Annotated in this window: 21 protein-coding genes; 17 read left to right on the top strand and 4 right to left on the bottom strand. The window is 73.1% G+C overall.

Annotated features, from left to right (window positions below; genetic code table 11):
- The first annotated feature begins 395 nt into the window (after positions 1-395).
- The 14 genes from ACWDBE_RS12650 to ACWDBE_RS12585 all read left to right on the top strand — a co-directional run bounded on the left by ACWDBE_RS12650 (position 396) and on the right by ACWDBE_RS12585 (position 20,696).
- Positions 396-1,940 carry a cytochrome ubiquinol oxidase subunit I gene (locus ACWDBE_RS12650; RefSeq protein WP_449787958.1) on the top strand — a complete coding sequence of 515 codons (1,545 nt, stop codon included), beginning with the start codon at positions 396-398 and terminating at the stop codon, positions 1,938-1,940.
- A gap of 34 nt (positions 1,941-1,974) precedes the next feature.
- Positions 1,975-3,000 (top strand): cytochrome d ubiquinol oxidase subunit II, encoded by a 1,026-nt coding sequence (gene cydB / locus ACWDBE_RS12645; RefSeq protein ID WP_449787959.1) that lies wholly within the window; start codon positions 1,975-1,977, stop codon positions 2,998-3,000.
- A gap of 4 nt (positions 3,001-3,004) precedes the next feature.
- The gene (cydD, locus tag ACWDBE_RS12640; protein ID WP_449807935.1) at positions 3,005-6,496 is read left to right on the top strand and encodes a thiol reductant ABC exporter subunit CydD; all 3,492 of its coding nucleotides are present in this window, start codon (positions 3,005-3,007) and stop codon (positions 6,494-6,496) included.
- 258 nt (positions 6,497-6,754) lie between these two features.
- Complete coding sequence (locus ACWDBE_RS12635) at positions 6,755-8,428, top strand: GAF domain-containing protein (RefSeq protein WP_449807979.1); 1,674 nt, start codon at positions 6,755-6,757, stop codon at positions 8,426-8,428.
- Between the two features lie 190 nt (positions 8,429-8,618).
- Positions 8,619-9,032, top strand: a complete 414-nt coding sequence (locus ACWDBE_RS12630; RefSeq protein WP_449807934.1) for a hypothetical protein — start codon at positions 8,619-8,621, stop codon at positions 9,030-9,032.
- On the top strand, positions 9,022-9,426 hold the full coding sequence (locus tag ACWDBE_RS12625) for a hypothetical protein (protein WP_392881564.1): 405 nt from the start codon (positions 9,022-9,024) through the stop codon (positions 9,424-9,426). The genes ACWDBE_RS12630 and ACWDBE_RS12625 overlap by 11 nt, the downstream gene beginning before the upstream one ends.
- A gap of 466 nt (positions 9,427-9,892) precedes the next feature.
- Positions 9,893-10,945 carry a PstS family phosphate ABC transporter substrate-binding protein gene (locus ACWDBE_RS12620; protein WP_449787963.1) on the top strand — a complete coding sequence of 351 codons (1,053 nt, stop codon included), beginning with the start codon at positions 9,893-9,895 and terminating at the stop codon, positions 10,943-10,945.
- Between the two features lie 168 nt (positions 10,946-11,113).
- On the top strand, positions 11,114-11,704 hold the full coding sequence (locus tag ACWDBE_RS12615) for a hypothetical protein (RefSeq protein WP_449787964.1): 591 nt from the start codon (positions 11,114-11,116) through the stop codon (positions 11,702-11,704).
- A 234-nt stretch (positions 11,705-11,938) separates the two neighbouring features.
- Positions 11,939-14,539 carry a hypothetical protein gene (locus ACWDBE_RS12610; protein WP_449807933.1) on the top strand — a complete coding sequence of 867 codons (2,601 nt, stop codon included), beginning with the start codon at positions 11,939-11,941 and terminating at the stop codon, positions 14,537-14,539.
- Between the two features lie 114 nt (positions 14,540-14,653).
- Positions 14,654-15,685 carry a phosphate ABC transporter permease subunit PstC gene (gene pstC, locus ACWDBE_RS12605; protein WP_449787966.1) on the top strand — a complete coding sequence of 344 codons (1,032 nt, stop codon included), beginning with the start codon at positions 14,654-14,656 and terminating at the stop codon, positions 15,683-15,685.
- Positions 15,686-15,749: 64 nt separating this feature from the next.
- Positions 15,750-16,988 (top strand): phosphate ABC transporter permease PstA, encoded by a 1,239-nt coding sequence (gene pstA / locus ACWDBE_RS12600; protein ID WP_449787967.1) that lies wholly within the window; start codon positions 15,750-15,752, stop codon positions 16,986-16,988.
- A 38-nt stretch (positions 16,989-17,026) separates the two neighbouring features.
- Positions 17,027-18,829, top strand: a complete 1,803-nt coding sequence (locus ACWDBE_RS12595) for a substrate-binding domain-containing protein (RefSeq protein WP_449807932.1) — start codon at positions 17,027-17,029, stop codon at positions 18,827-18,829.
- Complete coding sequence (locus ACWDBE_RS12590; RefSeq protein WP_449787969.1) at positions 18,826-19,758, top strand: sortase; 933 nt, start codon at positions 18,826-18,828, stop codon at positions 19,756-19,758. The genes ACWDBE_RS12595 and ACWDBE_RS12590 overlap by 4 nt, the downstream gene beginning before the upstream one ends.
- A gap of 23 nt (positions 19,759-19,781) precedes the next feature.
- Positions 19,782-20,696, top strand: coding sequence for a phosphate ABC transporter ATP-binding protein (locus ACWDBE_RS12585; RefSeq protein ID WP_449787970.1), 915 nt, complete (start codon positions 19,782-19,784; stop codon positions 20,694-20,696).
- A gap of 50 nt (positions 20,697-20,746) precedes the next feature.
- Here the strand turns inward: ACWDBE_RS12585 and ACWDBE_RS12580 are convergent, their stop codons facing one another.
- A complete protein-coding gene (locus tag ACWDBE_RS12580) occupies positions 20,747-21,589 on the bottom strand; it encodes an HAD family hydrolase (RefSeq protein ID WP_449807931.1) in 843 nt (280 codons plus the stop codon).
- A gap of 160 nt (positions 21,590-21,749) precedes the next feature.
- Here ACWDBE_RS12580 and ACWDBE_RS12575 point away from each other — a divergent pair, with 160 nt between their 5' ends.
- A complete protein-coding gene (locus ACWDBE_RS12575; protein ID WP_449807930.1) occupies positions 21,750-21,938 on the top strand; it encodes a hypothetical protein in 189 nt (62 codons plus the stop codon).
- A gap of 194 nt (positions 21,939-22,132) precedes the next feature.
- Entirely contained in the window at positions 22,133-22,849 is a 717-nt protein-coding gene (locus ACWDBE_RS12570; RefSeq protein WP_449787973.1) for a DUF4232 domain-containing protein, read from the top strand.
- A 153-nt stretch (positions 22,850-23,002) separates the two neighbouring features.
- Here the strand turns inward: ACWDBE_RS12570 and ACWDBE_RS12565 are convergent, their stop codons facing one another.
- From ACWDBE_RS12565 to ACWDBE_RS12555, 3 genes are all read right to left on the bottom strand, one after another.
- Positions 23,003-23,686, bottom strand: coding sequence for a hypothetical protein (locus ACWDBE_RS12565; protein ID WP_449787974.1), 684 nt, complete (start codon positions 23,684-23,686; stop codon positions 23,003-23,005).
- A 95-nt stretch (positions 23,687-23,781) separates the two neighbouring features.
- Entirely contained in the window at positions 23,782-24,597 is an 816-nt protein-coding gene (locus tag ACWDBE_RS12560; RefSeq protein WP_449787975.1) for a hypothetical protein, read from the bottom strand.
- Positions 24,594-25,109 carry an RNA polymerase sigma factor gene (locus ACWDBE_RS12555; protein WP_449807929.1) on the bottom strand — a complete coding sequence of 172 codons (516 nt, stop codon included), beginning with the start codon at positions 25,107-25,109 and terminating at the stop codon, positions 24,594-24,596. Before ACWDBE_RS12555 ends, ACWDBE_RS12560 begins: the two co-directional genes overlap by 4 nt.
- A gap of 117 nt (positions 25,110-25,226) precedes the next feature.
- Between ACWDBE_RS12555 and ACWDBE_RS12550 the strand changes: the two genes are divergently transcribed.
- Positions 25,227-26,138, top strand: a complete 912-nt coding sequence (locus ACWDBE_RS12550) for a serine/threonine-protein kinase (protein ID WP_449807928.1) — start codon at positions 25,227-25,229, stop codon at positions 26,136-26,138.
- The last annotated feature ends 248 nt before the right edge of the window (positions 26,139-26,386 follow it).

Here is a 26,386-nt window from a genome sequence, read left to right as displayed (position 1 = left end):
GGGCGTAGAGCGCTGGAACGGAGAGCGCTGCGGCCGGCGCGCGGGCCTAGCACGCAGATCGAGCCGGCGCGACCGGCTCGGGAGCCTGTCAAGCGCCGGTTCGGCCAACAACTTCCGGCCATCCGCCCGGTCGTTCGTTGCCCCGGCCCGCGGTCGGTCCGCAGACTGGGCGGACCGCACCGCGGGCCGTGACGCACCGCACGGGGCCGTCAACCGGCTGTCAACCCCACCCCACCTGCAGTTCCTCCGTAAGGATGATGGATACTGGTCCTTGTGAACGTGTTCACGTTCACAAGCGGACAAGCTTGCGTGGTTGCGCAACGGTCTACGGCTTTAGATGAAGTTTGTCCGGAAGATGCCCGTCATCACGCGGGCAGGTTGGGAGAGAGGGCGACGTGGAACTGGCAATCGCTCACGAGACCATCGCGCGATGGCAATTCGGCATCACCACCGTCTACCACTTCCTCTTCGTCCCGCTCACGATCAGCCTGGCCGCGATCGTGGCCGGTCTGGAGACCGCCTGGGTCCGGACGAACAAGGAGAAGTACTTCCACGCGACCAAGTTCTGGGGAAAGCTCTTCCTCATCAACATCGCGATGGGCGTGGTCACCGGCATCGTCCAGGAATTCCAGTTCGGCATGAACTGGTCCGACTACTCCCGCTTCGTCGGTGACGTCTTCGGCGCCCCGCTCGCGATGGAGGCGTTGATCGCCTTCTTCTTCGAGTCCACCTTCATCGGCCTGTGGATCTTCGGCTGGGACAAGCTGCCCAGGAAGATCCACTGCGCCTGCATGTGGATGGTGTCGCTGGGCACCGTGCTCTCGGGCTACTTCATCCTGGCCGCCAATTCCTGGATGCAGCACCCGGTCGGCTACGCGATCGACCCGGTCACCGGCAAGGCCCAGCTCACCGACGTCGTCCGCGTGCTGTTCCAGAACACCACCCTCGTGGTCGTCTTCCACACCCTGACCGCCGCCTTCCTCACCGGCGCGGCCTTCGTCGTCGGCATCGCCTCCTTCCACCTCTGGAAGGCCAAGCGCAAGCCCGAGACCGCCGACCCGAAGCGGACCGCCGCGATGCGCACCTCGCTGCGGCTCGGCCTGGTGCTCGCGGTGGTCTTCGGCCTCGGCACCGCGCTCAGCGGCGACACCCTGGGCAAGGTCATGTTCGAGCAGCAGCCGATGAAGATGGCCGCCGCCGAGGCGCTGTGGGAGACCCAGTCGCCGGCGCCGTTCTCGGTCTTCGCGGTCGGCGACGTCAGCAAGGGCCACAACTCGGTCGCCCTGGAGGTCCCCGGGGTACTGTCCTTCCTCGCCCACAACGACTTCAGCTCCACCGTCCCCGGCATCAACGACACCGCCGCGGCCGAGGCCGCCCAGCACGGCGGCAACCCCAGGGACTACATCCCGAGCATCTTCGTCACGTACTGGGGCTTCCGCCTCATGATCGGCTTCGGGATGACCTCCTTCCTGGCCGGCCTGATCGGCCTGTGGACCACCCGGAAGAGGCTCTTCCTGCACCCCGACTTCCGCACCGGCGAGACCGAGGTGCCCCGGCTGATGCTCACCCCCAGTCGCGAGCTGGGGCCGACGCTGACCAAGTGGAGCTGGCGGATCGGCATCCTGACCATGGGCTTCCCGCTGATCGCCAACAGCTTCGGCTGGATCTTCACCGAGATGGGCCGCCAGCCCTGGGCGGTCTTCGGCCTGATGACCACGGCCAGCGCGGTCTCCCCCACCGTCGGCATCGGCACCCAGATCGGGGCGCTGGCCACGTTCACCACGCTGTACGCGATCCTCGCCGTCGTCGAGGTCAAGCTGCTGGTCAAGTACGCCAAGGCCGGCCCGGTGGTGACCGAACAGCCGCCCACCAAGGACCCGTCGCTGCGCGGGCCGTCCTCGGACGAGGACGCCGACAAGCCGCTCGCCTTCGCCTACTGAGGCGCCGGGACCACCGGGGAACTGAGGATCTGACATGCAACTCCACGACGTCTGGTTCGTGCTGATCGCGGTCCTGTGGATCGGCTACTTCTTCCTGGAGGGCTTCGACTTCGGGATCGGCGTACTGCTCAAGCCGCTGGCCCGCAACACCGCCGAGCGGCGGGTGCTGATCAACACCATCGGCCCGGTCTGGGACGGCAACGAGGTCTGGTTGCTGACCGCCGGCGGCGCCACCTTCGCGGCCTTCCCGGACTGGTACGCGACGCTCTTCAGCGGCTTCTACATCCCGCTGCTGGTCATCCTGGTCTGCCTGATCATCCGCGGCGTGGCCTTCGAGTACCGGCACAAGCACGACGGCGCCCGCTGGCAGCGGAACTGGGAGGAGGCCCTCTTCTGGACCTCCCTCCTCCCGGCCTTCCTCTGGGGCGTGGCCTTCGCCAACATCGTGCGCGGCGTGGACATCGACGCGCAGAAGAACTACGCCGGCACCCTCTGGGACCTGCTGAACCCGTACGCGCTGCTCGGCGGCCTGGTGACGCTCGCCCTGTTCACCTTCCACGGCTCGGTGTTCGCGGTGCTCAAGACGGTCGGCGAGATCCGGGAGCGGGCCCGCAAGGCCGCGCTGCTGTCCGGGCTGGCCACCGCCGTGCTGGCGCTGGTCTTCCTGATCTGGACCCAGGCCGACCACGGCAACGGCCGCAGCCTCGCCGCGATGATCGTCGCGGTGGTCGCCCTGGTCGGTGCCCTCGCGGCCAACCAACTGCGGCGCGAGGGCTGGGCGTTCTCGCTCTCCGGGGTGACCGTCGTGGCCGCGGTCGCGATGCTCTTCCTGGCGCTCTTCCCGGACGTCATGCCCTCAACCCTGAACCCGGAGTGGAGCCTGACCGTCAGCAACGCGTCGTCCTCGGCGTACACGCTGAAGGTGATGACCGTCGTCGCGGCGGTCTTCACCCCGCTGGTGCTGCTCTACCAGGGCTGGACGTACTGGGTGTTCCGCAAGCGGATCGGCGTCCAGCACATCCCCGGGCACGACCCGGCCGCCCGGCTCGACCAGGGCTGACGCCGTGAAGCCCGTCGACCCCCGACTCCTCGGGTACGCCCGCACCACCAGGGCCTTCCTCGCCGGATCCGTGCTGCTCGGCGCGGTCGGCGCGGCCCTGGTGGTCGCCCAGGCGAGTCTGATCGCCGAGATCGTCGTCCGCGCCTTCCAGCGCGGGGCCACGCTCGGCGAGCTGACCACGCCGCTGCTGCTGCTCGTCCTGACGGCGGTCGGGCGCGGGCTGGTCGGCTGGCTCACCGAACTCACCGCGCACCGGACCGTCGCCCGGGTGAAGTCCACCCTGCGGCGCCGGCTGCTCGACCACGCCACCGCGCTCGGCCCGTCCTACCTGGCGGGCCGGCGCACCGGCGAACTCACCACCCTCGCCACCCGCGGCATCGACGCGCTGGACGACTACTTCGCCCGCTACCTGCCGCAGCTGGCGCTGGCCGTGGTCGTCCCGGTGATCGTGCTGCTGCGGATCGTCGGCGCCGACTTCACCTCGGCCGCGATCATCGCCGGGACGCTGCCGCTGATCCCGCTGTTCATGGTGCTGATCGGGATGGCCACCCAGTCCCGGATGGACCGGCAGTGGAACACCCTGTCCCGGCTGTCCCACCACTTCCTCGACGTGGTCGCCGGACTGCCCACCCTCAAGGTGTTCAACCGGGCCCGCACCCAGGCCGCCACCATCGCCCGGATCACCGCCGACTACCGCCGGGCCACCCTGCGCACCCTGCGGATCGCCTTCGTCTCCTCCTTCACCCTGGAGCTGCTCTCCACCCTGTCCGTCGCGCTGGTCGCCGTCACCGTCGGGTTCCGGCTGGTGGACGGCACGCTCGCGCTGGAAACCGGGCTGCTGATCCTGGTGCTCGCCCCCGAGGTGTACTTCCCGATCCGCCAGGTCGGCGCGCTCTACCACTCCAGCGTCGAGGGGCTGACCGCCGCCGACGAACTGTTCCGGGTGCTGGAGACCCCGCTGCCCGCCGCCGGCACCACCCCGGCGCCGGACCTCGCCGGCGCCGTGATCGCCGCCGACGGCCTGGTCGTCCGGCACGCCGGGCGCACCGAGCCCGCCCTGGACGGCGCCGCCCTGACCCTGCGCCCGGGCTCCAGCACGGCGCTCACCGGCCCCAGCGGCGCCGGCAAGTCCACCCTGCTGGCCGTACTGCTCGGCCTGACCGCCCCCACCGCCGGCACCGTCCGGATCACCGCCGCCGACGGCCGTCCGTACGACCTGGCCGAACTGGAGCCGGAGAGCTGGCGGCGGCAGATCGCCTGGGTTCCGCAGCACCCGCACCTGTTCGCCGGCACGGTCGCCGAGAACCTGCGGCTCTACCGGCCCGACGCCACCGACGAGCAGCTGTGGACGGCGCTGCGGGCCGCGCACGCGCTCGACTTCGTGACCGACCTGGCGGCCGTCCTGGGCGAGGACGGCGCCGGGCTCTCCGCCGGACAGCGCCAGCGCCTCGCCCTCGCCCGGGTGCTGCTCGCCGACGACCGGCCGCTGGTGCTGCTGGACGAGCCGACCGCCAACCTGGACGGCGCCTCCGAGGAGGCCGTGGTGGACGCCGTCCGGGCGCTCGCCGCCGATCCGGCGCGCACCGTGCTGGTGGTCGCGCACCGACCGGCGCTGCTGGCCGTCGCGGACCGGCGGGTACGGCTGGCGGGGCCCCCGTCCGCACCCGCGGAGCCGGTCACCCCGCTCGCCCACAGCGGCCGCCCGACCCCCGCCCCCGCCGCCGCGGAGGAGACCGGGGCCGAGGGCGGCAGCACCCCCCGACTGGCACTCTCGATCCTGCTCGGCGCGCTCGCCCTCGGCTGCGCCGTCGCGCTGATGGCCACCTCCGGCTACCTGATCTCCCGGGCCTCCGAGATGCCGCCGGTGCTCTACCTGATGATGGCCGTCACCTCCGTCCGGGCCTTCGGCATCGGCCGCAGCGTCTTCCGCTACGCCGAGCGGCTGGTCTCGCACGACGCGGTGCTGCGCACCCTCGGCACCCTGCGGGCCGCCGTCTACCGGCGGCTGAGCGCGCTCGCCCCGGCCGGGCTGCCCGCCTTCCGGCGCGGTGACCTGCTCTCCCGACTGGTCGCCGACGTGGACGCGATCCAGGACCACTACCTGCGCTGGCGGCTGCCAGCCGCGGTGGCCGGGGTGGTCGCCCTGGCCTCGACGGTGGCGATGGCCGCCTTCCTGCCCGCCGCCGGGCTGGTGCTCGGCCTCGGGCTGCTGCTCGCGGGCGTGCTGGTGCCCGCGCTGGCCGCCCGCTGGTCGGCCGGCGCCGAGCGGCGCCAGGCCCCGGCGCGCGGACGGCTGGCCACCACCGTGGTGGACGCCTTCACCGGCACCGCCGAGCTGACCGTGGCCGGCGCGCTGCCCGGCCGGCTGGCCGCCGTCCGCACCGCCGACGCCGCGCTGACCCGGCTGGCCGCCCGCTCGGCCGCCACCACGGCGCTCGGCACCGGACTGGTCGCCCTGCTCACCGGGCTGACCGTGGCCGCCGCGGCCGCCGTCGGCGTCCAGGGGGTGCGCGACGGGGCGCTGGCGCCGGTCTGCCTGGCGGTGGTGGTGCTGACTCCGCTGGCCGCCTTCGAGGCCGTCACCGGGATGCCGCTCGCCGTCCAGGCCCGCCAGCGCAGCCGCGCCGCCCGGGCCCGGCTGGACGAGGTGCTGAACGCACCGGAGCCGGTCACCGAGCCCGCCGAGCCGGCGGCGCTGCCCGAGCAGCCGCTGCCCGTCGCGGTGCGCGGACTGACCGTCCGGCACCCCGGGCAGTCGGTGGACGCGCTCACCGGGGTCGACCTCGACCTCACGGCCGGGCGGCGGATCGCCGTGGTCGGCCCGTCCGGCTCCGGCAAGACCACCCTTGCCCAGGCGCTGCTGCGCTTCCTGGAGCCGAGCGCGGGGAAGGTGCGGTTCGCCGACGGCGGCCCCCGGGCCGTGGACGCCCGAGCGCTGGCGGGCGAGTCCGTCCGCCGGGTGATCGGGCTCTGCGCCCAGGACGCCCACGTCTTCGACAGCTCGCTGCGGGAGAACCTGCGGCTCGCCCGGCCGCAGGCGCGGGAGGAGGAACTGCGCGCCGCGCTGGCCGCCGCCCGGCTGCTGGAGTGGACCGAGAGCCTGCCCGACGGCCTGGACACCATGGTCGGCGAACACGGCGCCCGGCTCTCCGGGGGCCAGCGCCAGCGGCTGGCGCTCGCGCGAGCGCTGCTCGCGGACTTCCCCGTACTGGTCCTGGACGAGCCGGCCGAGCACCTCGACCTGCCCACCGCCGACGCGCTCACCGCCGACCTGCTGGCCGCCACCGCGGGCCGCACCACGGTGCTGATCACCCACCGGCTGGCCGGGCTGGACGACGCCACGGTGGACGAGGTGCTGGTGCTGGACGGGGGACGGGTGGCCGAGCGGGGCCGCTGGTCGGAGCTGGTCGCCGACCCGCACGGGCGGCTGCACGCGATGTGGCGGCGGGAGCGGGAGGCGGACGGGCTGCTGGAGGCCGTCCCCTCGTACCGCTAGTCGGGCCGCTGGTCGGGTCGGTCGTCGCGCCGCCCGTCGGCCCGCCCGTCGCACCGCTCGTCCGCCCGGCCCTCACGCCGTCCTTCGGCTGAAAAGCGTACAAACTAGGCTTTCTCCATGGACCCCACGCCGGACCTTCCCGAGGCCGCTGCCGAGCCGACGCCCCATCGGGTGCCCGAGATCGCCTCGCTCGGGCTGGACACCCTGGTCACCGAGGTCGCCGAGCGCCTGCAGTCGGCCGCCGCGGTCACCGACCGGATGCAGCGGCTGCTGGAGGCGGTGGTCTCCATCGGGGCCGGGCTGGACCTGCACGCCACCCTGCACCGGATCGCCATGGGGGCGGCCGAACTGGTCGACGCCCGGTACGCGGCGCTCGGAGTGATCGCCCCCGGCGGCACCGGCCTGGCCGACTTCATCCACGTCGGGGTCGACGACGAGACCGCCACCGAGATCGGCGAACTGCCCACCGGCCGGGGCGTCCTCGGCGCGCTCATCGACCGTCCCGAGCCGCTGCGGCTGACCGACCTCGGCGCCGACCCGCGCTCCTCCGGGTTCCCTCCGCGACACCCGCAGATGAGGACCTTCCTGGGCGTGCCGATCCGGGTCCGCGCGGAGGTGTTCGGCAACCTCTACCTCACCGAGAAGAAGGGCGGCGGCGCCTTCACCCCCGAGGACGAGCAGGTGGTGCACGCCCTCGCCGCCGCGGCCGGCGTGGCCATCGAGAACTCCCGGCTGTACGAGGAGGGCCGCCGCCGGGAACGCTGGATCGCCGGCGCCGCCGCCGTCACCACCGCCCTGCTCTCCGCCGAGCAGGCGGAGACCGCGCTGACCGTCGCGGCCGAGCAGGTGCGGGAGCTGGCGGACGCCGCGCTCGGCATGATCCTGCTGCCCACCGGCCCCGAGGACGGCGGCGAGGACGACGGGCAGATGCGGGTCGCGCACGCCTCCGGCGAGCTGGCCGAGTACGTCCGCGGCGAACTGCTGCCCAGGGAGAGCTTCGCGGCCCGGCTGCTCGCGGGGGAGAGCGTCTACCTGGACGACATGTCCAGCGACCCGACCGTGGTGATCCGGCTCGCCCGCCGCTTCGGCCCGTCCATGGCCGTACCCATGGTCGCCGCGGGCCGGGTGCTCGGCGGGCTCTGCGTCTGGCGCCCCTGCGGCGCGGCGCCGTTCACCGACAGCGAGAAGCAGCTCGCCGAGACCTTCGCCTCGCAGGCCGCGCTGGCCCTGCGGCTCGCCGAGGGGCAGCGCGACCAGCAGCGACTGGCCGTCTTCCAGGACCGCGACCGGATCGCCCGCGACCTGCACGACCTGGTGATCCAAAGGCTGTTCGCCACCGGGATGATGCTGGAGAGCGCCGCCCGCCGGGCGGTCGTCCCCGAGGTGAGGGTCGGCATCGGCAAGGCGGTGGACGAGCTGGACGCCACCATCCAGGAGGTCCGCACCACCATCTACGCCCTCCAGCACGACAACCACGGCGACGCCCCGGACACCCTGCGCACCCGGGTGCTGCGGGAGGCCAGCCAGGCCTCGGCGGCGCTCGGCTTCAAACCCTCGGTGAGCTTCGTCGGGCCGGTGGAGAGCCTGGTGGGGGAGAAGACCGGACGCCAACTGCTGGCCGCCCTGCGCGAGATGCTCTCCAACACGGCCCGGCACGCACGCGCCTCCCGGGTCGGCGTGGAGATCGACGCGACCGCCCACCTGGACGAGGACGGCCGCCCGATGGGCGGCGACCCGGAGTCGCTGGACCGGGGCGGGCGGCCCGGTGTGCTGCTCACGGTGACCGACGACGGGGTGGGCATCCCGAAGGGCGGGCGGCGCAGCGGCCTGCTCAACCTCACCCGGCGCGCCGAGGCGCTCGGCGGTGACGCGTGGCACGAGAGCGGGCCGTACCGGAAGGGGACGATGGTGCGCTGGACGGCCCGGCTCTGACGGTTCCAGGCCGCTTTCCGACCGACTCCCGGACCGCTTCCGAGCGGAACAAGTGAAAGTTAAACGAGGGAGAACTTCCCGGCCAACAGCGCAAGTTGTGAACGTTCTGGGCTTTCGGGGCCTCCGTGTGCACACATAGCTTTGCTCCCGCTCGGAGGGGAATCCGGAGGGCAACCGGACGGAGGGGGCAGTGGACGCTGCCGGCCGCGGTCACACCGCAGCAGGGGCAAGTCGAGGGGGGTTCCGCGCCGAACGGGCGGCGGACGGGCGCTACCGCTGGCAACTGAAGGCGCCCAACGGGCGGGTGGTCGCGATCACCCCGGCCGCGTTCGAGACGGCGGGGGAGGCCGAGCGGGGCTTCGACGGCCTGCGCGCCACAGCGGCCGGGCTCACCGCGCGGATCACCCACGTACGGGAGGGCATCGGCTGGATCTGGGTCGTCCCGGGTTCGCGCGCTCTCCCCGAGGTGCGGTCCAGCCGCGCGTACGAGCGGTACGCGACCTGCCAGAACGCCTTCCGGAGGTTCGTGGTGCTGCTCTCCAAGCAGCCGCCGAGCGAACTGCCGGAGCCCGCCGTGACGTCGAGACGCACCGATGGCCGCTGAGCGGCGCGGTCCGCGGCTGCTGATCGTGCCGGCGGGTGACCGCTGCCTCGGCTGGGCGTTGCGGGCCGCCAACGGGCGGCCGCTCGGGGTCGGCGTGCGGACCTATCGCAGCGAGGAGGAACTCGCCGATTCCGTACGGGAGTTGCTGATCGAACGGGCCGCGCTTCGATGTTCGGTCGGCCAGTCCGAAGGGCGCCAGTGGGTCTGGGCTGCCTACCTGCCGGTGCGCAGCACCCGGCCGGGGGCGGCCGACGCCGTTCCGGTCGCCCGCAGCGCGCGCGGGTACCTGCGGCGGGACCAGTGCCAGGCGGGGATCGACGGGTTCCTGGCCGGACTGCAGTGGGTGGGGCAGGAGTTGCGGCGCTCCGGACGGGACGGCCGCCGGCCGCTGTAGGTGACCGGCTCCATGACGGTCGGTCGTTCGACGGACCGTCATGTCAGTGTTCCCGGAGGCGTTCCCGGAAGCGCCCCGGAGGCGTTGCCTGAAGCGTTCCCGGAGGCGGCCGCCGGGCGGCGCGGTGCCGGAAGCGATTCCCCCGCATCGGATCTCCCCGCGTGCTGTTCCGGTGAAGGGGAGGTTTCCGGCAACACCCCGAGCAGCCTCCTGCAGAAGAACGTCGACCGGGTTTCGAGGCCAGGTGGTGCCCCTGTCACGTGCGCGCTGACCAGTGACTAAACCTCGCCGAACCGATGAGTCGACATTCCCCGGCCGGAGTCGACCTCTCTTCCGGCGGAACCTCCCCGCCGGACAGGATCGGCACTGCCGGCGAGGCCGCAGCGGACGCGGCCACACGGCCCCGAACTCCCGGACGGAGTACGGGTTCACGCGATGTACGTCTCTCCCCCGGAGGAAGAGGAACATGCGCAAGACCGCTGCCAAGCTGCTCACCGTCGCCGCGCTGGCGACCTCCGTCGCGACCGTCGCCGGCGGCACCGCCGTCGCCGACCCGGCCGCCGGTGTCACCCCCCGCGCCATCGACTTCGTCGGTGTCGGCTCCGACACGACCCAGGCGCTCCTGAACCAGCTCGCCACCGACTACAACGCGTCGCTGACCAGCTCCACCGCCCCGCGCGTCTACAGCTGGGACGCGATCCCCACCGGCACCATCACCACCAAGACCGGTGCCACCGCGATCACCCGCCCGAACGGCTCCGGCGCCGGCATCAACGCGCTGAACGCCAACACCAACGCCACCGTGGACTTCGCCCGCTCCTCCCGCGGCCCGGTCGCGACCGACCCGACCACCGACAACTTCGTCGCCCTGGCGAAGGACGCGGTGGCCTGGGCCGCCAAGAGCGGTGGCAACGCGCCGGCGAACCTCACCACGGCGAACCTGAAGGACATCTACACCTGCACCGTCACCAAGTGGAACCAGATCAACGCGTCCCTCCCGAACGCCACGATCAAGCCCTTCCTGCCGCAGACCGGTTCCGGCACCCGCTCCTTCTTCCTGACCGCCATCAACGGTGGCGTCACCGCCCTGACCCCGGGCGCCTGCGTCAACAGCAGCGTCCAGGAGAACCAGGGCAGCGACGCCCTGCTGAACGACGTCAACGCGGTGGTCCCCTACTCCGTCGCCCACTACATCGGCCAGGTGTACTTCGGCAAGGGCAGCGGCGCCGACGTCCAGGGCCCGCTGACCATCCGCAACATCGACGGCGTCGTCGGCGGCCCGGTGGACACCACCAACAAGGTCATCAACAGCAACTACGCCGACACCCTGTACGGCCGCGTGGTCTACAACGTCTTCCGCAAGGACGACTGGGCCCCCGCGGTCGACACCACCCGCGCCGCCACCCTGCGCGGCATCTTCGGTGACGGTGGCTGGTTCTGCACCAACGGCACCGCCGACATCAAGAGCTTCGGCTTCCTGCCGCTCGACTTCGGCTGCGGCAGCGTCACCACCTCCTGACCCACCCCGCACCATCCCGGCGGCCGCAGGGGCCCTCCGCCCCCTGCGGCCGCCGGCCGCCCGAGCCCGCGTCCGGCCGGCCGTGCCCGCCTGCGGCGGTGTCACCCACGCATGAGCTTCTTCGAACCGCACGACCCCTCTCCCTCTCCCTCTCCCAAGGAGTTCGGCATGTCCCGCATCAGTGCCCGCCTGGCCTCGACCGGTGCCGCCGTCGTCCTCGCCGTGACCGCCGCGAGCGGGGCGGCCGTCGCCGACACCACCCCCACCCCCGCCGGCGGCCAGGCCGTGATCACCGCCGACCTGGACTTCCTGACGAACGCCGCGCTGAACGGCGTCCTGGTCATCCCGCTGCAGCCGGCCGACCCGAACGCCGACCCGGCCACCGGTCTCACCGTGACGCTCCCGGTCACCGGTGGCGCCGCGAACATCCCGTCCTTCTACGGCCACGTGCAGTTCGGCGGCGGCCTGCTGTTCCTGAACCTCAAGACCGGCAAGAGCGTGACCTTCAAGCAGATCGACTTCTCGGTCTCCAAGGGCTACTTCACCGGCGTCCCGAACGGCTCGGACACCCCGGTGCCGCTGCTGGACCCGCGCAGCAACGTGATCAACCGCAACGGTGCCGTCCAGAACCTGAAGTCCGACAGCTTCCAGGTGGACCCGGCCGGTGCGAACTACCTGGACACCACCCTCGGCACCACGTACTTCACGGGTGGCCAGAAGGTGGGCTCGCTGGCGCTGACCTTCACCCCGGCCGCCTGATCGGGGCACCGCGTCGCCGCAGTCCGGCGGGCCCGCGCCTCGGCGCGGGCCCGCCCGCATGCGGACCTTCCAACTCCGGTACGGAGTCGCCGCGTTGTGGTCTCGTACACCTGGCCGACCGGATCCCGCCATGTCCGGCTGGCCGAATAGTACGCACGGAATCGTCCGTCCCCAGCGCGATCCGACGCCCTCGCGCCGCCTCCCTCGGCGGCCCGCATCTCCCGGAGGCCCCGCATGAGAACCCGCGTACCCGACCGAAGAGGTCGGGGAAGGTGGCGCCGTCGACTGCCGGCCCTGGCCCTCGCCAAGGCGGTGGTGGCGGCGCTCGCCGTCATTCCGATCGGGTTGGGCGCGGCGCCGCAGGCTCACGCCGACTCCTCGACGACCGTGACCGGTCCGAAGGTCTGGATCCCGGCCGGCGGGACGTACGGCGACGAGGGCAGTGTGACGGTCTCCCAGACGACCAACCTGACCAACCAGGTCCTCCAGGTCTCCTGGAGCGGCTTCACGCCGAGCATCACCCAGACCGGTGGTCCGGTGACGAGCACGCCCGTGAACTCGACCTTCAACCTGTACACGGTGCGGGTCTACCAGTGCCGCGGGCTCGACCCCGCCGTGACGGACTGCTACGGCAGCACCCTCTACGGCGGTGACCGCGGTCTGGGATTCGAGCAGCCGGCCCGGCCCGTGCACACCGAGACGCCGGACTTCCCCACCAACATGGTGCTGGCGCCGACCGGACCGGACGGGTCCGGAACCGCCGCCATCGAGGTGTGGAGCTCCAAGGAGAGCCCGTCGCTCGGCTGCGACGCCACCCACCCCTGCTCGATCGTGGTCGAGCCGAACTACGGCGGCGACCCGACGGACCTCTACAACATCCGGGGCGGCAAGGCGGACTGCAACGACCACCGGATGGACCGGGACCGCTTCTACAACGCCGCCTCCGACGGCGTCATGAAGCCCGGCCGGATCAACTCGAAGACCAAGAACCGCACCAGTGAGCAGTGCGCCTGGCTCCACCGCACGGTGGTCCCGCTCTCCTTCGCGCCCACCCCGGACTCCTGCGTCGCGAGCGCCCAGGACTTCGGTGTCGCGGGCCTCGAAATGGCCAACCGGGCGATGCAGCAGTGGCGTTCGGGCCTGTGCCTGGGCGAGTCCCCGATGACCGTGGGCTACATCCCGGCCGGCGGTGAGCCGCAGGCCCGGGCGGCCTTCCTGGGCGGCGCCGCCAGCACCGACGTGGCGCTGACGGCACGGTCGGACACGTCACCGCCGCCGCGCCCCTACGTCTACGCCCCGCTGGCGACGACCGGCATCTCCGTCACGTTCCTGGTCGACGACCCGACGAACGGCCGGCAGATCAGGGACATGCGGCTGAACGCGCGGCTGGTCGCCAAGCTGCTGACCCAGTCCTACGCGTCGCCCGGTGCCGACATCGCCTCCGTGGACGGCAACCCGGTCTGCCTCTTCACCGACCCCGAGTTCAAGCAGCTGAACCCGGAGACGGCCGAGAACGGGGTCCACTGGCCCATTAACTGCGGCGGCGCCCTGACGATCTTCCCCGGCGTCCCCGGCGGCACGACGGACTTCACCTACCTGCTGACCTCGTGGGTCGCGGCCGACCCGGACGCCGCCCGGTTCCTCGACGGCGAGCCGGACCAGTGGGGCATGCACGTCGACAGCTTCTATCTGAAGCCCAGGTTCAGCGGCTACCCGTCCGAGGCCTTCCAGCCGCAGGACCAGTCCGGGTCGAGCACGCCGCAGGAGGGCGCGGACACGGCGCACTGGAAGCAGTACGAGTGGGTGCCCTCCACCGAGGGCCTCTCCCGGGTCGCCCGCAACCAGGTGCAGAACCGGCCGAACTGCCAGCTGCCGACCTTCAACGCCAATGGCGGCCACGACGCCTGCGCCGTGCAGCAGCCCGGCCAGCGCATGATGCTCGCCATCATGGACACGGCCCAGGCCAAGGCGTTCTCGCTGCCCGAGGCCGCGCTGCTCAACCCGGCCGGCTCCTACGTGACGCCCTCCACGGCCGGCTTCCAGGCGGCCGTCGCCGACATGCCGACGGACCCCACGACCGGGGTCCAGCAGCTGCCGTACGGCACGCCCGACACCGCGTTCACCCGTGACCAGCGGGCGTACCCGCTGAGCTACGTCCAGTACGCGATGGTCCCGACCGGCGGCGTCCCCGCCGCGAAGGCGGCCGTGATCGCCCGGTTCCTCAAGACCGTCACCACCACCGGACAGACCTACGGCATCGCGCCCGGCCGGCTCGCCCAGGGCTTCCTCGCGCTGAACAACGCCCAGCGGCAGCAGGCCGAGCAGGCCGTGCAGCACGTCGAGGCCCAGGACGGCAAGCTGCCCGGCAACCAGACCGCCCCACCGGCCGGGAAGCCCGAGCCGGGCACCCCGGAGAGCGGCAACGGCGGCTCGGGCTCCGGAACTGGCGAGGGCAGTAGCCCGGTGAGCGCCTCCGGCACCGGCGGCACCTCCGCGGACGGCAACTCCGGTGGCACCGGCTTCGGTTCCACCGGCGGCTCGACCGGCACCGGTGGCACCGGCACCGGTGCGGCCGGCACCACCGGTACCGGTGCGGCCGGCGGCAAGCCCGGCGCGACCGCCGCCCCCTCCGGCAACGCGATCGCCGCGGCCCCCGTCGGCACCCCGGTGCCCGACCGCCCCGGCACCGCCCGGCTGCTGCTGCCCGTCGCGCTGATCGCCGGCCTGGTGCTGCTGGTCGGCGGACCGGCCGCGCTGTTCCTCGGCGGCACCCCGGCCGGGGCGAAGGCCCTGGCGGGCGTCCGCACCCAGTGGTCGCGGCTGCGCCGCAAGTAGGAAACCGCGTTCGGCGGGGCCGCCGTTCCGGCCCCGCCGAGCGCTTCCCCGACCACCGAGGCAGCGCCCCGGACCCTCACCGAGCACGCCCGTTCCCGAGTACGGAGAGCACACATGACATCCGCCGCCGAGCCTGCGGCACCGTACGCCGGGTCGCCAGGCCGACCCGAGCACGGGCCCGACCAGGACAGCCCCCGCGCCATCACCGCCCCCGCGACCCCCGGCGACCGGGTGTTCCGCGGCGTGCTGCGGCTGGCCGGCCTCTCGGTCTTCGCGATCATGGGGCTGATCGCCTTCTTCCTGATCCTCCGCGGCACCGACGCGCTGCGCGCGGTCGGCTGGTCCTTCCTGACCGAGCAGAAGTGGCAGACCGCCGCCCACAACTTCGGCATCGCCGCCGTCCTGCCCAACGGCCTGCTGATCGCGGTCATCGCGCTGGTCATCGCCGTCCCGGTGGCCCTCGGCACCGCGATCTTCATCTCCGAGTACGCGCCGGTGCGCCTGCGGGCCGCGCTGATCTCGCTGGTCGACCTGATGGCGGCGATCCCCAGCATCGTCTACGGCCTGTGGGGCCTGTTCTTCCTCCAGCCGCGGATCATCGGGTTCGTCCGCTGGATGGCCAACCACCTGGGGGAGTACATCCCCTTCCTCAAGGTGCGGATCGGTGACATCGGCACCTCCTACACCTCCTCGACCTTCATCGCCGGCGTGGTGGTCTCCCTGATGATCATCCCGATCGTCACCTCGCTCAGCCGGGAGGTCTTCTCCCAGGCCCCGCAGGGCGAGCGGGAGGGCGCGTACGCGCTCGGCTCCACCCGCTGGGGAATGGTCCGCACCGTGGTGCTGCCCTTCGGCAAGGGCGGCGTCATCGGCGCGGTGATGCTGGGCTTCGGCCGGGCGATGGGCGAGACCATCGCCGTCGCGCTGATCATCTCGCCGAGCTTCAAGGCCATCACCCACATCCTGGAGAACGGCGCCAACTCGATCTCCGCGCTGATCGCGCTGCGCTTCGGCGAGTCGGACGCGCTGTCGCTCTCCGCGCTGATGGCCGCGGGCCTGGTGCTGTTCGCGCTCACCCTGCTGGTCAACGTGCTGGCCGGGGTCGTCATCAACCGCTCGCGCTCCGGCGCCTCGACGGCGGACTGAGCATGACGGACCCCAGAGCCGCCCGCAGGGCACGCCGCCACCCGAACCGTGAAGGGACCAACCGATGACCACGCTCGACCTGCCCCCGGTCGCGGTGCCCGGGCCCGCCGGTGAGCCCGCGCCCGCGGAGGCCGCCGCGACCGGGGCCCCGGGCCCCGAGAAGAAGCTCCGGATCGGCGGCGTCACCCGCGACGACGTCCTCACCGTGGCGGGCGCGACGGCCGGCTCGCTCGCGCTGGACTGGGTGCTGTATGAGCGGGTGCTGCCGTTCAGCGGGGCCTTCGGCTTCCTGATCTGCTGGTACCTGCTCTTCCTGGCCGGCTACTACCTGCTCGGCCGGCTCCAGTGGCACCCGATGATGGTGCGGGACCGGCTGGTCTCCGTGGTCGCCTGGAGCTCCGGGCTGCTGGTGGTCGCACTGATCGCCGACCAGATCGGCTACGTCGCCGGCCGCGGCTGGGAGGCGGCCCAGCACCTCAACTTCTTCACCGAGTCGATGGAGCACACCGGTCCGCTCGACGGGCTGACCTCCGGCGGCGCGCTCAACGCGATCGTCGGTTCGCTCGAACAGCTCGGCCTGGCAACGCTGTTCGCCGTTCCGCTGGGCATCGCGGCGGCCGTCTTCATGTCCGAGGTCGGCGGCCGGATGGCCCGCCCGGTGCGCACCCTGGTCGAGGCGATGACGGCGCTGCCGTCCATCGTGGCCGGCCTGTTCATCCTCGGCGTCGTGATCATCACCTTCGGCTTCGAGAAGAGCGGCTTCGCCGCCTCGCTCGCGCTCACGGTCATGATGATGCCGATCGTCACCCGGGCCGCCGAGGTGGTCATCCGCCTGGTGCCCGGCACCCTGCGCGAGGCCTCGTACGCGCTCGGCGGCAGCCAGTGGCGCACGGTGTGGAACGTGGTGCTGCCCACCGCCCGGCCCGGTCTGGTGACCGCGGTGGTCCTCGGCATGGCGCGCGGCGTCGGCGAGACCTCGCCGGTGCTGCTCACCTCCGGCTTCACCTCGCAGTTCAACGGCAACCCCTTCGAGGGCCACCAGGTCTCGCTGCCGCTCTACATCTGGAACTACGTCAAGCAGCCGTACGACGGCATGATCGCGCGCGGCTTCGCGGCCGGCCTGACCCTGATGGGCGTCGTGCTGATCCTCTTCGTGACCGCCCGCGTGCTCGGCGGCCGTCGGCCCGGGCAGCTGACCCGGGCCCAGAAGCGCCGGATCAGCCGGGAGGCCCGCCGCACGGAGGCGGCCGCCCTGGGCGCCGTCGCCCGCCCGTACGCCCTCCAGCCGCGGGAACGGCAGTGATGACCAGACCAACCACCCTCCGTACCAGAGGAGTTCACATGTCCAGGGGCCTCAGTCGCTCCGTGGCCCGGCTGCTGGCGGGGACGATGTCCCTGATGCTCGCCGCCGCCTCCCCGCTGCTGGGGCAGACCCCGGCATCCGCGGCCTCCGTCTCGCTGAGCGCGGACGGCTCCAGCTGGGCCGGCCCTGCCATCGACCAGTGGCGGCAGGACGTCTCCCCACAGGGCATCCAGATCAACTTCAACCCGGTCGGCTCGGCCGCCGGCCGCACCCAGTGGGCGATCGGGCAGGACGACTTCACGGCCTCCGACGTGCCGTTCCGCTCCTCGCCGGACACCGGCCTCGGGCAGGCCGGCCACGCCAACGGCGGCGGTGACCGGGAGAACCCGGTCTACGGCTACTCCTACGTGCCGATCACCGCGGGCGGCACCACCTTCATGTACAACCTGGTGGTCGGTGGCAAGCAGGTCCGCGACCTGCGGCTCTCCCCGCAGACCATCGTGGACATCTTCACCGGCAAGATCACCAACTGGAACGACCCGAAGGTCACCAACGACTACGGCAAGGCGCTGCCCAGCCTGCCGATCACCCCGGTGATCCGCTCCGACGGCTCCGGCGCCACCGCGCAGTTCACCCGCTGGATGGAGCACACCCACAAGGACCAGTGGGACGCCTACTGCTCCTCCGTCAACGGGGTGAGCTGCGGCGACTACACCGAGTTCTTCCCGCCGTCCGGCCGGATGGTCGCGCAGAACGGCTCCGACGTGGTGGCCGGCTACATCAAGTCCCCGGGCAACGTCGGCACCATCGGCTACGACGAGTACGCCTTCGCCAAGCGCAGCAACTGGCCGGTCGTGAAGGTGCTCAACGCGGCCGGCTACTACTCGCTGCCGACCGCCTCCAACGTCGCCGTCGCGCTCACCGCCGCCAGGATCCGCGGCGTGGACGACGGCACCCCGGCGAACGACCCGAACTACCTGCAGCAGAACCTCGACGGCGTCTACACCATGAACGACCCGCGCGCCTACCCGATCTCCAGCTACAGCTACCTGATCGTGCCGCGCGCCGGAGCCTCGGCGCCCCCGCCGCCGCGCTTCAACAACGACAAGGGCTCCGCGCTCAGCCGGTTCCTCGCCTACGTGCTCTGCGACGGCCAGGGCAAGGCGGACGACCTGGGCTACTCGCCGATCCCGCGCGGCCTGGTCAAGGGCGGTCTGCTGCAGACCAAGTCCATCCCCGGCAACGCCAGCCCGGTCGACCCGGACACCCTCTCCAACTGCGCCAACCCGACCTTCAACTCGGCCGGCGAGCTGACCGTCCTCAAGAACGCCCCGATGCCGAGCCCCTGCGACAAGGCCGGCGCCCCGATCGACTGCACCGTGCAGAACGGCCAGCCGGTCAAGACCGGTTCGGGCGCGGGCGGCTCCGGCGGCGCGGCCGGCGGCACCGGTGGTGCGGCGGGCGGTTCCGGCGGCACCGGCGGGTCCGGTGGCGCCGGGGGCGGTACGGGCGGAGCCGGGGCCGGCGGCGCCGGTGACCCGAACGCGGCCGGCGGTGCCGGCGACCCGAACGCGGCCGGCGGTGCCGGTGACCCGAACGCGCCCGGCGCCGGCGACGGCACCGGGGACGTGGTCGACCCGCAGACCGGCCAGGTGGTCGCCCGCGGCCGCGGCGGCTCCGCCACCGAGGTGGCGGCCACCGTGGTCGAGGTCAGCGGCAAGCCCGAGGACTGGATGCTGACCTCCCTCACCGCGCTGGAACTGCTCGCCGTGGTGCTCGTCCCGCCGCTGCTCGGCCGCCGGCTGCTGCGCCGCCGCAACGGCTCGGGCGGTGCCTCGTGACGGCCCCGGTGCTGGAGAAGGCGGCGGCCGAGCAGGGCACCCCGGCGCGGCCGGCCGTGCCCGCCGCGCCCGCCGCTCCCGCCGGGACCGTCGTCCCGGACCGGACCGCCGTCTCCCCGGGGCGGCGGCGGTTCCTCCAGGGCGCCTGGGCGGTCAGCCTGGCCGCCGCGCTGGTGCTCGGCTTCGTCGGGTACCTGTTCACGCTGTCGCACATCCAGGAGAAGCACTACCAGGCCGCCGCGTACAAGACCTTCCGCGATCAGCTGGCCCGGGCGGTCGCCCCGACCGGCGCGGCCGCCGACGGCGCCCCGGTGGCGCTGCTGGACATCCCGGCGATCGGCCTGCATCAGGCCGTGGTGGTCGAGGGCACCACCGGCCGGGACCTGATGCGCGGCCCCGGCCACCGCCGGGACACCGCGCTGCCCGGCCAGCGCGGGGTCGCCGTGGTCTTCGGCCGCGGCGCCACCTTCGGCGCACCGTTCGCCGCGCTGTCCAGGCTGCGGGTCGGCGACAAGATCGAAGCCACCACCGGCCAGGGCAGGTTCACCTACACCGTCAACGCGTACGGCGACGGCGACCACCCGGTCGTCGACCAGGCCCGCAACCGGCTGGTGCTGGTCACCGGCGACTCCGACTGGATCCCCGGCTCCACCGTGCTGATCGGCGCCCGGCTCGACGGCGACCCGCAGCAGAACCCCGGCGGCCGGCCCGCGACCGTCCCGTACGACAAGGCGCTGGCCGCGGACAAGGGCGCGCTGGCCACGCTCCAGCTGTGGTCGCTCGGCCTGCTCGGCGCGCTGGCCGGTGCCCTGGTGCTGGCCCGGTACTGGCGGCGCTCGGCCGCGTACCTGAGCTTCGCGCCGGTGGTCGGCGCGCTGCTCTGGGCGGTCTACGAGAACGCCGCCGCCCTGCTGCCCAACCTCTACTGACGCGCGCCCGGAGGACCGTTCCGATGACCGACGCACCACTGACCGACACCCAGGCGACCGACCCGGTCGCCGACACCATCACCCTCCCCCCGGTCGCCCCCGCCCCGCACGCCGGCCGGGAGCACGCCGGGGCCCACGCCGGGGCCCACGCCGACGGGGAGCCGCTCGCCGGGCTGGAGACCAGGGACGTCTCCGCCTGGTTCGGCAGCCGCAAGGTGCTGGAGCGGGTCTCGCTGGCGATGCCGGCCGGCGAGGTCACCGCGCTGATCGGCCCGTCCGGCTGCGGCAAGTCCACCTACCTGCGGATCCTCAACCGGATGCACGAGATGGTGCGCGGCGCCGCCCTCTCCGGCGAGGTGCTGCTGGAGGGCGACGACGTCTACCGGCCCGGCCGCCGGCCCGCCGAGGTGCGGCGCCGGATCGGCATGGTGTTCCAGCGGCCCAACCCGTTCCCGGCGATGTCCATCCAGGACAACGTCTCCAGCGGGCTCAAGCTGGCCGGGATCAAGGTGTCCAAGGAGGAGCGCCGGCACCTGGTGGAGACCAGCCTGCGCCGGGCCGGGCTCTGGGACGAGGTGTCCACCCGGCTGCACACCCCGGGCGGGGCGCTCTCCGGCGGCCAGCAGCAACGCCTGTGCATCGCGCGGTCGTTGGCCGTCTCGCCGGACATCCTGCTGATGGACGAGCCGTGCTCCGCGCTCGACCCGACCTCCACCCGGCGGGTCGAGGAGACCATCGCGGAGCTGCGCGGGCGGCTCACCATCGTGATCGTCACCCACAACATGCAGCAGGCCCAGCGCGTTTCGCAGACCTGCGCGTTCTTCCTGGCCACCCACGACACCCCGGGGCGGATCGTCGAGGCCGGGCCGACCGGGCAGATCTTCGGCAGCCCGGCCGACCAGCGGACCTCGGACTACGTCAACGGCCGCTTCGGCTAGGCCGGTTCGGCCGGGCCGCTTCGGCTGGGGTGCTTCGGCTGGGGCGGCTCCTACTGGCCGAGGAGCTGCTCCAGCACCGCCGCGACGCCGTCCTGCTCGTTGCTCACGGTGTGCAGCGGCACCGCCGCCAGCACCTGCGGGTGCGCGTTGGCGACGGCGTACGCGGTGCCGGCCCAGGCCAGCATCTCCAGGTCGTTCGGCATGTCGCCGAAGGCCACCACCTCGCTCCGGTCGATCCCGCGCCCGGCGCACCAGCGGGCCAGCGTGCTGGCCTTGGTGACGCCGGGCGCGCTGATCTCCAGCAGCGGGATCGCCGCGGAGCGGGTGATCTCGGCCAGGTGCCCGGCCGCGTCCCTGGCCTCGGCGAGGAACTTGTCCGGCTCGAGGTCCGGGTGCTTGGCCAGTAGCTTGAACAGGCCCCGGACCGGCCCGCCGGCCCCCAGCAGCTCCTCCGCCGTCCCGACCTCGAGCTCCAGCTGGTCTCCCCACATCGGCACCGCGTACCCGGCCTCGCGGGCCCAGCCGCCCGGGTACTCGAAGGCGAACGCGGTGCCCGGCAGCTTGGCCCGCAGCGCCTCGATCACCGCCAGGGTGGTCTCCACCGGCAGCGGGAAGGTCTCCAGCAGCTCGCCGCGCCGCACGTCCACCACCGCGCCGCCGTTCGAGCAGATCGCCACCCCGTGGCCGCCGATGTGCGGGCTCACCTGCTGCATCCAGCGCGGCGGCCGCCCGGTCACGAACACCACCTGCACCCCGGCCGCCTCGGCCGCCGCCAGGGCCGCGGCGGTGCGGTCGGTGACGGTGCCACCGGCGCAGAGCAGGGTGCCGTCCAGGTCGGTGGCGATGAGGCGGGGTGCGGTACGGGGTGCGGTCACCGGTCCATCTTCGCCCATCGGCGCGGACGGGTCATCGGCCCGTGCCCGCGGCCGCCGCCCGCCCCGACCGTGATCAAGCCCTTCATGCGCCGTTTCCGGCCGATCCGCCCGCCCCCGGGTGCCCGTCCGGCCACGGTGGGCATGACTGCCCACGGCCCCCCCGTCGGCAGGAAGAGCCATGCCCGCACGCCAGCTCCGCGACCAGCCGCCCCCGACCGCCCGCCCTGACGCCCAGGACCGGCGGGCCCCCGACGCCTCGCGCGACCCGGTCCTGCTCGGCGACGTCCTCTTCCACACCCTCGCCGAACTCGCCCGGCACACCTCGGCCCCGTCCCTCCCCGCCCAGCGCACCCGCCCGCACCCGTAGTGCCGTACCGCGCCGATTCCCGTGTTCACCGGGCCTCCACCGCGCGCACGCTCCGCCGCCTCACCGCTGTGGCGCGGCTGTGACAGTCGAGGCATGGAGCTGTGGATCTCCGACCGATACAACTGGTGTGGAAGGTTTACGAATACGAGTGACACGGATACGGCAGGGAAGCCCTGCCCTGGGGGGAAACACACATGCGCACCGCAGCACGCCTGATCGCCACCGCCGCCGTTGCCCTGACCGCCGGCCTCGCGCTGACCGCCTGCGACGGGCCCGGCACCGGTTCGGAGGCGGCGGGCTCCGCGCCCTCGGTGGCGGGCTCCGCGCCCTCGGCGCCGGCCCCGGTCGCGTCCGGAAAGACGGCCGCGGCGAGTTCGGGCGCCGGCGCGACCTCGGGCGCGGGGAGTTCGACGACGGGAAGCGGTTCCGGCGCTTCCGGCGGTTCCGGCACCGCCGCGGGCTCCAAGAGCTGCACCGCCGCCGACGTGAAGCTCAGCGTGACCGGCCCCACCGCCCGCGCCTCCGAGCAGCAGCCCGCCACGGCGATCATCCGGGCGGTCAACACCTCCGGGCGCAGCTGCACCCTCAGCGGCTTCCCCGGCGTTCAACTCGCCGACGACCAGGGCAAGTCCTCCCCGATCGACGCCGTGCGTCACGACGGCGGCCCGAACACCCCGGTGACGCTCGCCCCGGGAGCCCAGGCCACCGCGGATCTTCTCTACAGCGACGTGAACGGCCAGGCCACCTCCGCCGGCCGTCACGTGTGCTCGGTGACCGGCTCCAAGGTCTCGATCATCCTGCCGAACACCACCCAGCAGGTGCAGGTGGCCGTGACCGGCGGCGTCGACAACGGCACCCTCAACGTCTGCGGCGACCTCAACGTCGACCCCTTCGCGAGCGGCCGGGGCTGACCGGGGTGCCAAGCGCGTCCGCGCGTGGACACCACGGACCCGCCCGCCCTCCGTCGTTCCGGCGGACCGGGGCCCGGGGGACCCGGGCGGGTGAGCGGCTTCGATGTTCGGGCCCCGCTCCGCCCGCCGGCGCGGGCGGAGCGGGGCCGCCGTTCAGGAGTTGAGGCGGTTCAGTGCCGCGGTGACGATGCCCTCGACGTAGGCCGGGGCGTCGGTGGGCCGGCCGGTGAGATCGACGACGGCGACCCTGGTGCCGCTGCGCAGGACGGCGGCCCCGCCGCTGACGGTGCCGTCGCCGTTGTAGGCCATGTACCAGTGGGCGTTGCCGCCGGTGACGGTCAGGGTGTGGGCCGCGCCGTAGTACCAGTGGCCGGCGGGCTCGTCCTGGCAGTCCTGGACGAGCGCGACGAGCTGGTTCTCCCAGGTGGCGGCCGCGGTCCCGGTGGGGGCGCTCGCGGCCGACTCGGTCAGTCGGCCGGGGGTGTCGAAGGTCCAGGCCACGGAGGCGTACCCGGTGGCCGTGCCCTTGGTCAGGTCGCGCATCGTCTCCTCGCCGGAGCACGCGGACAGCCCCTCGCGTCCGGTCAGCGAAACGGTCGCGGCGACCGGGTTCAGGCCCTGCCGGAAGTCCTCGCTCTGGACGAGGGCGGCGGAGCCGAGTCCGGGCGCGGCGACCGCGACCGCGGCCGGGTGGGCGGGCTTGTGCGCGGCCCCGTCGGCGGTGGCCGACTGGGTGCCGACGACGCTGACCGTGATCAGTGCGGCGGCGAAGCAGGCCGCGGCGGTGACCCGGTTGCGGCGAACGGACTTCTGCTGGACGGTCTGGTTCTCGGTCATCTGGTCCCCCCTGCTGGTCGGGACGCCTGCTGCGTCCTCGTACAACCGGGGAGATGCCGCCGGGGAAGGGAAAGTTGGAGCCCCGACCCGCTGTTTCACAGCTGTGACAGAGCGGTCCTGACCACGCGGTCCATCGCGGCCGTCCCCAGGCAGGCGTGGACCTCCAGCACCGCGTAGTGGTTGCCGCTGCGCAGCACGGCGATGCCGCCGCAGGGCTCCTTGCCCTCGGGCGCCGTACCGGTGGTGTTGAGGTCTCCCTGGTAGCTGCCCATCCAGCTCGCGGTGACGTCCGGGGCGAGCCGCACCGTCGTGGTCCTTCCGTAGACCCAGTGCCCTGGCGTCGCCTCCTGGCAGGGCACCTCCTCCAGCAGCAGGCGGTCGGCGGCGTTCTGCGCCAGGGAAGGGCTCCGGGCCTCGGCGGCGACCTCGCGGGCGACCTGGTCGGCGATGCCGGCGGCGGTCCACGTGGGGTCGTCCGGCGAGGTACGGGTGCTGGTCATCAGTCCGCGGAAGTGGGCACCGGGCCCGCCCAGGGTCTGCGTGAGGGTCTTCTCGCCGGAGCAGGCCGCGTTGGCGTAGGACCCGTCGCCGTACCGGTCGGTGACGTGGATCCGCCCGGGGTCGACGTCCGGGCCGAACGCCGCCGGTCCCAGCAGGTTCGCGGTCGTCACCGGCCCGGTCGCACCGGTCGGCGAGGCGGGGCCGGAGCCGGAGGCCGAGGACTCGGGCGTCGGGACGGACGTGCCGGGCGTCGGGAGAGCGGACGCGCCCTGGGACGCCCCGCCGGGCGGCGGTGGCAGGACGAAGTGGCCGGTCGCCAGCCCGAGCGCGGCGGCCGCCACCAGGGCGGCGACGGCGGACCGGGGCCGGACGACGACGCGGCCGCCGCCCGCCGGAGGACCGCCGTTCACAGACCGGTGACCAGGCGCTCGCGCATGAAGCGGCGGGCCTGGTGGATACGGTCCTTGACCGTGCCCAACGGAACGCCCAGCGCCTCGGCCACCTGGACGTAGGTCAGGTCGCCCAGGTCGCGCAGCACGAAGGCCTCCACCAGGGTGGGGTGCTGCCGCTCCAGTGCGGCCAGCGCCTCCATCAGGTCGAGCCGGGTCCCGGCGATGACGCTGGTGGTGCGCGGGTCGACGGACTCGGGGAGGTCGGCGTGGCTGTCCTCGGCGCGCCGACGCATCGAGCGGTAGGTGGACCGGGCGGCGTTGGAGGCGATCACCGTCACCCAGCCCAGGAAGGAGCCGCGACCGCCGTACTCGTGCAGGTGCGTGCTGATGGACAGCAGCGCGTCCTGCGCGGCCTCCTCCGCGTCGGCGTGGTGGGGCAGGAAGCGCGAGCAGCGGCGCAGCACCACCGGCCGCAGCTTGGCCAGCAGGTACTCCGTCGCCCCCGGCTCCCCCGCCTGAGCAGCCGTCACGAGCCGTTCCAGCTCGCCTTCCTCCAACACCCGGATCCCCCCGTCCCGTCCCGCCCGGCATCCCGCCCGTCGAACGGAAGTTCCACACTCCCCCCGACTCCGGCAGAATGCTGCCACATGCGCAAGCTCGGCCGTTACCTCCTCCTGGAGCGGCTCGGAGCCGGCTCCTTCGCGACGGTCTGGAAGGCCTACGATCCGGAGCTCGACACCGAGGTCGCGGTGAAGGTGCTGGCCGAGAACTGGGCCGCCAACGCCGATGTGCGCGAGCGGTTCCTGGCGGAGGCGAGGCTGCTGCGCCGGATCGCCAGCCCGCGGGTGGTCCGGGTGCACGACATCGGGGTGCAGGAGGACCGGCCCTACTTCGTCATGGACTACGTACGCGGCGGCACCCTGGAGGACCGGGTCGGGCGGTGCGACCCGCAGGAGGCGCTGCGGCTGGCCGCGGAGGCGGGCTACGCGGTCCAGGTCCTGCACGACGCGGGCGTGGTGCACCGCGACGTCAAGCCGTCCAACCTGCTGCTCGCCGACGGCCCCGCGCCCGCCGCGGTGCTGGTGGCCGATCTGGGCAGCGCGAAGAACCTGGCCGACGCGTCCGGGTTGACGGTGACCACGGGCACGCCCGCGTACATGGCACCGGAACAGGCCTTCCAGACCGGCGGGTTCGACGGGAGGGCCGACGTGTACGCGTTGGCCGTCGTGGCCTACGAGCTGCTGACCGGGCAGAAGCCGTTCGGCCCGGGCGGACGCGCCACAGCCCTGATGGCCGACCAGCCGACCGCCTCGACGCTGCCGGCGCTCCCGGCCGGAGCGGAGATCCCGCCGAACGTCGCCCTGTTGCTACGGACCGCGATGTCCGTCGAGCCGGCGGACCGACCGCAGACCGCCCAGGCCTTCGCAGACGCGCTCCTGGCTCCGGTCCCGCAGCCCCGGCCCCCGGAAGGCCCCGGGTGGCTGACCCCGCGCGCGGTCTGTCTGGCGTCGGGCACGGTGTTCACGGCGACGACCCTGCTGAGCTGGCTGTGGCGTTGAATCCGCGTCGACGCTGACGACGGTCCACTCGTCGGGCTCACCGACCGTGCGCCGGCAGCGCACCCTCACTACTTCATGGTCTCCTACAGTCGGCACGCCCGCCAGGAGTTCACTCGAACGGGGACGCGCCAGAGACAGGAGCTCCGCCGGTCATTCCCGAGGCGGTCAGGGGAGATCTGCCGAAAGCACAGGCGATCACCGAGCCGGCGGAGAAGGCCATGCCGAACACGGGGCGCTACTGATCACCG

The sequence above is a fragment of the Kitasatospora sp. NPDC001132 genome (genome assembly GCF_053598415.1).
This window is presented reverse-complemented; position numbering and strand designations above follow the sequence as displayed.

What these genes read in the sequence shown, in the direction of transcription:
- ACWDBE_RS12610 (WP_449807933.1), top strand. Translation starts at nt 11,939, where the DNA reads ATGAGAACCCGCGTACCCGACCGAAGAGGTCGGGGAAGGTGGCGCCGT.
- ACWDBE_RS12570 (WP_449787973.1), top strand. Translation starts at nt 22,133, where the DNA reads ATGCGCACCGCAGCACGCCTGATCGCCACCGCCGCCGTTGCCCTGACC.
- pstC (WP_449787966.1), top strand. Translation starts at nt 14,654, where the DNA reads ATGACATCCGCCGCCGAGCCTGCGGCACCGTACGCCGGGTCGCCAGGC.
- ACWDBE_RS12580 (WP_449807931.1), bottom strand. Translation starts at nt 21,589, where the DNA reads ATGGGCGAAGATGGACCGGTGACCGCACCCCGTACCGCACCCCGCCTC.
- ACWDBE_RS12585 (WP_449787970.1), top strand. Translation starts at nt 19,782, where the DNA reads ATGACCGACGCACCACTGACCGACACCCAGGCGACCGACCCGGTCGCC.
- ACWDBE_RS12595 (WP_449807932.1), top strand. Translation starts at nt 17,027, where the DNA reads ATGTCCAGGGGCCTCAGTCGCTCCGTGGCCCGGCTGCTGGCGGGGACG.
- ACWDBE_RS12550 (WP_449807928.1), top strand. Translation starts at nt 25,227, where the DNA reads ATGCGCAAGCTCGGCCGTTACCTCCTCCTGGAGCGGCTCGGAGCCGGC.
- pstA (WP_449787967.1), top strand. Translation starts at nt 15,750, where the DNA reads ATGACCACGCTCGACCTGCCCCCGGTCGCGGTGCCCGGGCCCGCCGGT.
- ACWDBE_RS12620 (WP_449787963.1), top strand. Translation starts at nt 9,893, where the DNA reads ATGCGCAAGACCGCTGCCAAGCTGCTCACCGTCGCCGCGCTGGCGACC.
- ACWDBE_RS12635 (WP_449807979.1), top strand. Translation starts at nt 6,755, where the DNA reads ATGCAGCGGCTGCTGGAGGCGGTGGTCTCCATCGGGGCCGGGCTGGAC.
- ACWDBE_RS12575 (WP_449807930.1), top strand. Translation starts at nt 21,750, where the DNA reads ATGCCCGCACGCCAGCTCCGCGACCAGCCGCCCCCGACCGCCCGCCCT.
- ACWDBE_RS12565 (WP_449787974.1), bottom strand. Translation starts at nt 23,686, where the DNA reads ATGACCGAGAACCAGACCGTCCAGCAGAAGTCCGTTCGCCGCAACCGG.
- ACWDBE_RS12615 (WP_449787964.1), top strand. Translation starts at nt 11,114, where the DNA reads ATGTCCCGCATCAGTGCCCGCCTGGCCTCGACCGGTGCCGCCGTCGTC.
- cydB (WP_449787959.1), top strand. Translation starts at nt 1,975, where the DNA reads ATGCAACTCCACGACGTCTGGTTCGTGCTGATCGCGGTCCTGTGGATC.
- ACWDBE_RS12625 (WP_392881564.1), top strand. Translation starts at nt 9,022, where the DNA reads ATGGCCGCTGAGCGGCGCGGTCCGCGGCTGCTGATCGTGCCGGCGGGT.